At 67.0% G+C, this 8,673-nt stretch carries 7 protein-coding genes; 5 read left to right on the top strand and 2 right to left on the bottom strand.

Annotated elements, in window-relative coordinates:
- Positions 1-451, bottom strand: a 451-nt coding sequence (locus tag KHY18_RS26330; RefSeq protein WP_213307243.1) for a restriction endonuclease, incomplete at its 3' end; no start/stop codon positions are given.
- A gap of 127 nt (positions 452-578) precedes the next feature.
- Here KHY18_RS26330 and apbC point away from each other — a divergent pair.
- Both apbC and KHY18_RS26320 read left to right on the top strand, forming a co-directional pair.
- Positions 579-1,670 (top strand): iron-sulfur cluster carrier protein ApbC, encoded by a 1,092-nt coding sequence (gene apbC / locus KHY18_RS26325; protein ID WP_213307240.1) that lies wholly within the window; start codon positions 579-581, stop codon positions 1,668-1,670.
- Positions 1,671-1,867: 197 nt separating this feature from the next.
- Complete coding sequence (locus tag KHY18_RS26320) at positions 1,868-4,390, top strand: ABC transporter permease (RefSeq protein ID WP_213307237.1); 2,523 nt, start codon at positions 1,868-1,870, stop codon at positions 4,388-4,390.
- Positions 4,391-4,418: 28 nt separating this feature from the next.
- Here the strand turns inward: KHY18_RS26320 and KHY18_RS26315 are convergent, their stop codons facing one another.
- Positions 4,419-6,530 (bottom strand): alpha/beta hydrolase domain-containing protein, encoded by a 2,112-nt coding sequence (locus KHY18_RS26315; protein ID WP_213307234.1) that lies wholly within the window; start codon positions 6,528-6,530, stop codon positions 4,419-4,421.
- A 221-nt stretch (positions 6,531-6,751) separates the two neighbouring features.
- On the opposite strand from KHY18_RS26315, the gene KHY18_RS26310 reads away from it, so the two are divergent.
- From KHY18_RS26310 to KHY18_RS26300, 3 genes are all read left to right on the top strand, one after another.
- Positions 6,752-7,156 carry a group II truncated hemoglobin gene (locus KHY18_RS26310; RefSeq protein ID WP_213307231.1) on the top strand — a complete coding sequence of 135 codons (405 nt, stop codon included), beginning with the start codon at positions 6,752-6,754 and terminating at the stop codon, positions 7,154-7,156.
- An 85-nt stretch (positions 7,157-7,241) separates the two neighbouring features.
- A complete protein-coding gene (locus KHY18_RS26305; protein ID WP_213307228.1) occupies positions 7,242-7,835 on the top strand; it encodes a LemA family protein in 594 nt (197 codons plus the stop codon).
- A 21-nt stretch (positions 7,836-7,856) separates the two neighbouring features.
- The coding region (locus KHY18_RS26300) for a M48 family metalloprotease (RefSeq protein ID WP_213307225.1) at positions 7,857-8,673 on the top strand (817 nt) is incomplete at its 3' end.

Raw genomic sequence — 8,673 nt, 5'->3', positions numbered from 1 at the left:
AGACGGCCTTGGCGGCCGCTGCGCGATTGCGCGCGGTTTCGAGCTCGCGCAGCGGCTCCACGCCATGGTGGCCGGCTTTCCAGCGCTTGGCGCTGACCAGCGTGGTCTGGCCTGCGCGTTCGAGGCGGAAATCGATCACGCCCTGGTTCAGCGCCTGTACGTCATAGCCTTCGGCGCGCCATGCGGATTCGAGCTGCTGGGCGAAGCCGCGCCAGGGCTGGTTCGCGCAGTCGGTCAGCAGTCTGTCGACCTGGGCCGGGCTGGGCGCGCGCAACTGGCGCCAGGCGGCAATCGCGCCCACGACCCACAGCGGCGTGGCCGCGAGGGCGCCGAACGGTGCGATGTTCGCGGGCAGGGCCAGCATGCAGATCAGCGTCACGCCCGCGGCCAGCGCAAAGCTGAGCCACCAGCGCGAGCGCAGCAGGATCGCAAACAGGGAATTGGGGGCCATCTGAAATTTCACGGGATCCTCGGTTCGGTGGGGTGCGCAAAGAAATGCCAAGCCTGCATTGTCCTGCTTCTCGTGCGGACAGCGGGCCTTGGATAGACTTGGACTCCCCCAAAGGAGTGAATCGAGAATGGCAGTCACAGAACAAGAGCTTTTGACCGCGCTCAGCAGCGTGCTGGATCCGCATACCGGCAAGGATTTCGTCAGCGCGCGCGCGCTGCGCAATCTGCAGATCAGCGCGGGGGATGTGGCGTTCGATATCGAAATCGGCTACCCCGCCAAAAGTCTGGTGCCTGAACTGCGCCGCCAGTTCGTCACCGCGGCCAAGACCGTGGCCGGCGTCGAGAACGTCTCGGTGGGCATCCACAGCAAGGTCGTCGCGCACTCGGTGCAGCGCGGCGTCGATCTGCTGCCCCAGGTGAAGAACATCATCGCCATCTCGTCGGGCAAGGGCGGCGTGGGCAAGAGCACCACGGCCGCCAACCTGGCGCTGGCGCTGGCCGCCGAAGGCGCGCGCGTGGGTCTGCTCGACGCCGACATCTACGGCCCCAGCCAGCCCATGATGATGGGCCTCACGGGCAAGCCCGAGAGCATTGATGGCAAGACCATGGAGCCGCTGGAGAACTATGGCGTGCAGGTCATGTCCATCGGTTTCCTCGTGAACCAGGACGAAGCCATGATCTGGCGCGGCCCCATGGCCACGCAGGCGCTCGAGCAGATGCTGCGCCAGACCAACTGGAAAGACCTCGACTACCTGCTGGTCGACATGCCGCCCGGAACGGGCGACATCCAGCTGACGCTGGCCCAGCGCGTGCCGATGACGGGCGCTATCGTGGTCACCACGCCCCAGGACATCGCGCTGATCGACGCCAAGAAAGGCATCAAGATGTTCGAGAAGGTCGGCGTGCCGATTCTGGGCATCGTCGAGAACATGGCGGCCCATGTCTGCACCAATTGCGGCCATGTGGAGCATATCTTCGGCGCCGATGGCGGCAAGAAGATGGCCGCCGACTACGGCATGGACTATCTGGGCGCGCTGCCGCTGTCGCTGCAGATCCGCGAACAGGCCGACAGCGGCAAGCCCACCGTGGTCGCCGACCCCGACAGCGAAGCCGCGCAAATCTACAAGCGCGTGGCGCGCGACATGGCGGTGAAGATCGCGCTCAAGGCCAAGGATTTCAGCTCCAAGTTCCCGACGATCACGGTCAGCAAGAACACCTGATTGCGGCGCTGGTCGCTCGCATCCAAAGCCGCCATGGTTTGCCATGGCGGCTTTTTTGCGCCGAGCCTCCCCAAGGCAGAGCGCGATGGGCTCCACCGGCGCCGGGCCGCCCCAAGCCGGTGGACGGCCCCCTCGGGGGGCAGCGACCCGCGTAGCGGTGGAGCGTGGGGGCTATGAAATCCGCTATTGTTGCATCCATGAACGGATCTTCTGCTTGGGCTTTGGGGTGGCGCACGTTGTGGCGCGATGTGCGTGCGGGCGAGCTGCGCCTGTTGATCGTCGCCGTGACGCTGGCCGTCGCGGCGCTGACCGCCGTGGGCTTCTTTGCCGACCGGCTGCAGGGCGGGCTGGAGCGCGATGCGCGCCAGCTGCTGGGTGGCGACGTGGTGGTGGTGAGCGACAACCCGCCGCCCGCGCAGTTCGCCGAACGCGCGCAGCAGCTGGGATTGCAGAGTGTGGTCACGGTCGGTTTTCCGACCATGGGCCGGGCTTCCGACGCCCAGGGCGGCGCGAGCCGGCTGGTCGCGCTCAAGAGCGTTCCCACGGGCTACCCGCTGCGCGGATCGTTGCGCACAGCGAACGCGCCCGGCGAGGCCGGCCAAGCCACGCGTGACATTCCCGCGCCCGGCGAAGTCTGGGTCGACGCACCGTTGCTCGAATCGTTGAATCTGCGCATGGGCGATGCGCTGCTGCTGGGCGATTCCGCGCTGCGCATCACACGCATCGTGGCGCTGGAGCCCGACCGCGGCTCGGGCTTCATGAGCTTTGCACCGCGCGTGATGCTCAATGCGGCCGACCTCGCGGCCACAGGGCTGGTCCAGCCCGCAAGCCGCCTGACTTATCGCCTGGCCGTGGCCGGCAACGAGGCCGCGGTGCGGCAGTTCCAGGCCTGGGCCGATGAAGCCGTGGTGGCGCGCGAAGCGCATGGCATGCGTGTCGAGTCGCTCGACAGCGGCCGGCCCGAAATGCGCCAGACGCTGGCGCGCGCCGAGAAATTCCTGAGCCTGGTGGCGCTGCTCGCCGCCTTGCTGTCGGCCGTGGCCGTGGCGCTGGCCGCGCGCGGCTTTGCCAACGACCACCTCGACGCCTCGGCCATGCTGCGCGTGCTGGGGCAAAGCCAGCGCCGCATAGCGGGCGCTTACACCTTTGAGTTCGCGCTCGTGGGCTTGTTCTCCAGCGCGCTGGGCGTGGCCATCGGTTACGGCGTGCACCATGTGTTCGTGCAGCTGCTGGCGGGCCTGGTCGATGCGGCCCTGCCCGCGCCGAGTCTGTGGCCCGTGGTGTTCGGCCTGGGCATGGGCATGACGCTGCTGTTCACTTTCGGCCTGCCGCCCGTGCTGCAGCTGGCACAGGTGCCGCCGCTGCGCGTGATGCGCCGCGACCTTGGCGCGATCAAGCCGGCCTCGTGGCTGGTGCTGGGCCTGGGCGTGACGGGCTTTGCGGCGCTGCTGCTGGCCGTGAGCCGCGATGTGAAGCTGGGCCTGATTGCCGTGGGCGGCTTCGGCGGCGCGGTGCTGCTGTTCGCGGGCCTGGCCTGGCTGGCCGTGAAGCTGCTGCGGCGCATGGTCAATGAATCGACGGCGCCGCGCTGGCTGGTGCTGGCGACGCGGCAGATTTCAGCGCGGCCGGTCTACGCCGTGCTGCAGGTCAGCAGCCTGGCCGTGGGCCTGCTGGCGCTGGTGCTGCTGGTCTTGCTGCGCACCGATCTGATAGGCAGCTGGCGCGCGGCCTCGCCGCCCGACGCTCCCAACCGCTTCGTGATCAACATCATGCCCGACCAGGCCCAGGACTTCCAGAAAGTGCTCAAGGACCAGGGCGTGGCGCGCTACGACTGGTATCCGATGATCCGCGGCCGGCTGGTGCAGGTCAACGGCCGAGACGTCCATCCCGACGACTACACCGAAGACCGCGCCAAGCGCCTCGTGGACCGTGAGTTCAATCTGTCGACGGCGGAGCAGGTGCCCGAACACAACCCCGTGGTCGCGGGCCGCTGGACGCCCGACGAGAAAGGCGCGATCAGCCTGGAAGAAGGCCTGGCCGAGACGCTGGGTCTCAAGCTCGGCGACCGGCTGACCTTCGATATCGGCGGCGTGCAGAACGAAGCCCGCATCACCAGCCTGCGCAAGGTCGACTGGGGCTCGATGCGCGCCAACTTCTTCGCGATGTACCCGGTGGAGCAACTGCCCGATGTGGCCGTGACTTATCTTGCGGCCTACCGCGCGCCGCAGACGCCGGGCTTCGACAACGCGCTGGTGCGCCAGTTTCCCAACATCACCAATGTCGACATGGCCAGTACGCTGGCCCAGGTGCAGCAGGTGCTCGATCAGGTCATTCGCGCGGTTGAGTTCTTGTTCATCTTCACGCTGGCCGCGGGCCTGGTGGTGTTGTTCGCGGCCGTCACGGCGACGCGCGAGGAGCGTGCGCGCGAGTACGCGATCATGCGCGCCGTCGGAGCGCGTGCGAGCCTGCTGCGCCAGGTGCAGCGCGCCGAACTCGCGGGTGTGGGCCTGCTCGCGGGCTTTCTCGCGAGCTGCGTGGCCATGGCCGTGGGCTGGGCGCTGGCGCGCTACGTGTTCGACTTCGCCTGGAGCGCCTCGCCCTGGGTGCCCATTGGCGGCGCGCTGGCCGGCGCCGTGCTGGCCTGGCTCGCGGGCTGGTGGGGCCTGCGCGAAGTGCTGCGCCGGCCCGTGATGACCACGCTGCGCCAGGCCGCGGAATAAGCCGGGGGGCACGCAGCCCCCCGCGGCCTCACTCCAGGATGGCGCTGGCCTGGGCCTTTTGCACGATGGCGTCGGCGTCGCGGCGCAGCAGGAAGCGCTGCGCCACCAGGCGCTCGGAAGCGTCGCGCACCGCCTGCACATAGCCTTGCTGCGAGCCGTACAGCTCCTGCAGAGAAGGGCGCGTGTCGCCCGCGGCCAGCCGTGCCGCCTGGGTCTTGTGGAAGGGAATGTAGCTGCCCGCGAGATTCGCCAGGTCGACCACCTTGTCGCTGGTCACGTAGTTGAACTCTATGCTCGTTCCCAGCGGCGCCTGGGCTTCCACCGAGCGGATTCCGGCGCGCGTCAGGCCCGTGCCGGCATCGACCTGGGGCACCATGATCGGGTAGTGCTTGCCGGTCTGGCGTGGCGGGAACAGGCTGGCGATGCCGGCTTCATCCTCGGGGCGGAACTGGGGGCCGAAGTCCAGCAGTTCAAAATCGTTGTAGCGCGCCAGATAGTTGAAGGCCGGAATATCGGTCAGCTGGGTGCCGACTTTCCACTTCAGTCCTTGCATCACCGGGAATTTCACCTGCTCGGGGCGCACCAGGCTGCCGTCGGCCACCTTGGGCACCTGGCTCGCGGGCGGCTGCTTGCCGGTGGTGACCCAGTCTTCGAGCGCGATGAACAGCGCGCGGAACGTGTCATTGAAATGCACCACCGTGCCCGAAGGGTAGACGCTGCGGCTGGGCGCGTAGCTGATGCTGGCTTCGCCGCCCGCGCCGCCATGCTGGGTGCTCGCGTAGTAATAGATGCGCGCGTTTTCGGGCTGCACCAGATCCTGCGTGCCCTGGGTGTTGGTCAGCGCGGGCGAGCCCTGCAGCTGCCAGAACTCGGTGCCGGAAAGGCCCAGGAAGAACTTGGGGCAGGTATCGGTGGCGCTGCAGCGGCGCATCACGCCGCCGTCGCGGCCGCTGATGCCGTCCGCATAGTTTCTATCGAGCCCGCGCGGCGCGGTCTGACCGAAGGCCGTATGGTCGGTGCGCAGTCCGCCGCCGCCGCCGGGCACGGCGAAACGCGTGTTGACATTGGTCTGGCGCGCGGCGACATGGGCAAACATGCCGTCGAACACGCGCGTGCCGTCGAGCGCCTGGTTGAAGCCCAGGTGCAGGAAAGTCTTCATCGCATTGCCCGACTGCGACGTGCCCTGGCCAATGGTGTGGGCGATGCGCCCGGCCAGCGGATTGGCATTGCCCGCGGAATCCTTTTCGGCCTTGCGGAAGAACCCCACCGCATCGCGCAGGCCCGCGAGGCCCACGCCCATGACCTTGGGGTCCTTGGCTTCGTAGACCAGTTCATAAAGATAGAGCGGATCGAAGCCCTGCTTGAGGCAGACCTTGGTCCCATCGGGCGTGCCCGGGAATGGCGTGGCGTCGCTGCAGCTTGCGAACTTCCAGTCGGCGGCGGGCACGGGCACGCGCGCATCGGTTTCGTTGATGCGCCGCGTGAGCGAATAGCCGGGCCGGCTGTTGTCCAGGCTGGCGGGCGCATAGGGCAGCATGGAGCCGTTGAAGACGCCGCCGGGCAAGGCCATGGTCGAAGTGGCGGCCGACGGAACCAGCTCGGTGCGGTAGGCGCCCGTGATGCTGCTGCCGTCGGGGTTTCTGGCGACCGGCACCTGCGCCGTCAGGCGCTCGGCCGTGGTCTTGGGCACATCGCCTTGCCAGGCCGCGTACAGCATGACATAGCCGCGCTCCATATAGACCGCGTCGCTGGGCGAGGCGCTGGGGTTGGGCATGGTGAGGATGTTGCCGCGGTTGGGCGCGTCGTAGCGCAAGATGCCGCTGGCCTTGGCCATGTTCTTGGGCTTGAGCAGCACGAAGTCGGTCGCGTACTCGACCATGCCGCGGCTGTTGACGGGCGCCAGGGCCAGGTCCTGGATGGTCGCATTCCTGGCGTTCTTGGGGTCCAGCTCGCCAAAGAGCGTGCCGCTGACTTTCTCATAGGCGCCCACATCGCCAAAAGTGCCCGGAAAATCCTGGGTCGACGTCACCTGCATGGTGAGCTTGGGGCTTGTGGCATTGGCTTCGTCATTCGACGAGCCGCCGCAGCCGGCCAGGGCCGCGATGCCCAGCGCCAGGCCGGAAAGTTGGAATTTACGCACGCTTGTCTCCTTGCTTTGTTTATTTGCTGACTTTGCCGAGGGCGTACCCTCGCCGCCAATATAGGAATGCGGGTTTAATCTGTGAAATCGATTGTTCAGATCGATTCATAGGGATTGCAGAAGAGTCTCGGCGCGCTCGGATACAGCGAATCCATTGGGGCCATGGCGTGCTGCGGGACAATGCGGGATGTTTCCTGAACCTGGCGCGCAGCCCAACGACCATGCAGATTGAAGAAAAACCGCCTTTTGACACGCCGTTTGAATGGATTGGCGGCGAGCCCGCGATCCAGCGCATGGTCGATCGCTTCTATGACCTGATGGACCTCGAGCCCGGCTACGCCGAGCTGCGCGCGGCCCATGGTTCCGAGCTCGATGGCGCGCGCCAGAAGCTGTTCTGGTTTCTCTGCGGCTGGATGGGCGGCCCCGACCATTACCAGAGCCGTTTCGGCCATCCGCGGCTGAAGATGCGCCACATGCCGTTCAAGATCGGCGTGCGCGAGCGCGACCAATGGGTCGCCTGCATGGACCAGGCGATGCGCGAGACCGGCGTGCCTGAAGTGCTGCGCGCGCGCCTGGCGCAGAGTTTCATGGGAACGGCCGACTGGATGCGAAATCAGGGCGGTTGAGACGCAACAATCTCACTTGCGCGCTGACGCGCAGCCGCTACCATCAGGCCAGTAATTGTTTGATACAAACTGTGCGGGAGCATTTATGGGCGTGATCGGCTGGATAGTCGTTGTGGTGGCAGTGGGGGGCGTGGCCTGGGCGGTCATGTCCTATAACCGTCTGGTCGTGGCGCGCAACCGCATCGCCAATGCGTTCGGACAGATCGATGTGCAGCTCAAGCGTCGCCATGACCTGGTGCCCAATCTGGTCGAAGTGGCGCGCGGCTATATGGCGCATGAGGCCAGCACGCTAGAAGCCGTGATCCGCGCGCGCGGCGCGGCCAGCAGCGCCACCGATCAGGCGCGCGCGCATCCGACCGACGCCAAGGCCATAGGCCTGTTGTCGCAGGCCGAATCGGTGCTGGGCGCGCAGCTGGGCCGGCTGATGATGCTCAGCGAGGCCTACCCCGAGCTCAAGGCCGACGCCCACATGCTGCGCCTGAGCGAAGAGATCACCAGCACCGAGAACCGCATCGGCTTTGCACGCCAGGCCTATAACGACCAGGTGCTCGAGTTCAACAACCATGCCAGCCAGTTTCCCGAAGTGCTGCTCGCGCGCCCTCTGGGTTTTGCCGAGGCCGCGATGCTCGAGTCCACGACCAGCGACGCCGAGCGCGCCGTGCCGCAACTGCGGTTCTGACCTGCGCAGCGCGGGGCTCGCATGAAATTCTGGCGCCATCAGGAAGAAGCGCGCAGCGCGACTGCGCGCCTGCTGTGGGGTTTTGCACTGGCCGTGCTGGTGCTCGTGGCCGCGGTGCATGCGGGCCTGGTGCTCGCCTGGCTGGCTTTGTCCTGGATGCTGGGCGGCAATCTGCCGTTTCCCGCGGGCTTTGCGGCCGTGAACATCGGCATGACATTGTTCCTGGTGCTGGGCGGCTGGTGGGTCGAAACCGATCAGCTGCGCGCGGGCGGGCTGCGCCTGGCGCAGCGCATAGGCGCGCGTGAAGTGCGTCCCGACCGCAGCCTCGCCGAGCAGACTTTTGCCAACGTGGTGCAGGAGCTGTGCATTGCGGCGCACATGACCGCGCCCCAGGCCATGGTGCTGCCGCGCACCGATGCGATCAACGCCTTTGCGGCCGGCTGGGACGAGGAAGACGCGATCATCGCCGTGACCCAGGGCGCGCTCGACCATCTGAGCCGTGAGGAATTGCAGGGCATGGTCGCGCATGAACTGAGCCATCTGCACGAAGGCGACACACGGCTCAAGATGCAGCTCGCGGGCATGGTCTACGGCCTGGAGCTGGTCTACCAACTGGGCGAAAGCATGTGCGAGCGCGGCGGCGCAATGTGGTGGTTCGGCTCGGTCATCAAGGGCGTGGGTTTTGCGGGCTGGCTCGCGGGGCGCTGGCTCAAGGCCGCGGTCTCGCGCCAGCGCGAATATTTGGCCGATGCGCGCGCCGTGCAATGGACGCGCAGCAAGGACGGCCTGGGCGGCGTGCTGCGCAAGGTCATGGGCCAGCGCCAGAGCGCAGGCTACG

Origin of the sequence: Acidovorax sp. CCYZU-2555 (genome assembly GCF_018413525.1) — a bacterium.
Taxonomy (GTDB): domain Bacteria; phylum Pseudomonadota; class Gammaproteobacteria; order Burkholderiales; family Burkholderiaceae_C; genus Comamonas.
Note: the sequence above shows the minus strand (reverse complement) of the source record. Positions and strands in the feature narration are given on the sequence as shown.

Excerpts from the sequence above, each read along its gene's own strand:
- apbC (WP_213307240.1), top strand. The coding sequence starts at position 579 with ATGGCAGTCACAGAACAAGAGCTTTTGACCGCGCTCAGCAGCGTGCTG.
- KHY18_RS26320 (WP_213307237.1), top strand. The coding sequence starts at position 1,868 with ATGAACGGATCTTCTGCTTGGGCTTTGGGGTGGCGCACGTTGTGGCGC.
- KHY18_RS26310 (WP_213307231.1), top strand. The coding sequence starts at position 6,752 with ATGCAGATTGAAGAAAAACCGCCTTTTGACACGCCGTTTGAATGGATT.
- KHY18_RS26305 (WP_213307228.1), top strand. The coding sequence starts at position 7,242 with ATGGGCGTGATCGGCTGGATAGTCGTTGTGGTGGCAGTGGGGGGCGTG.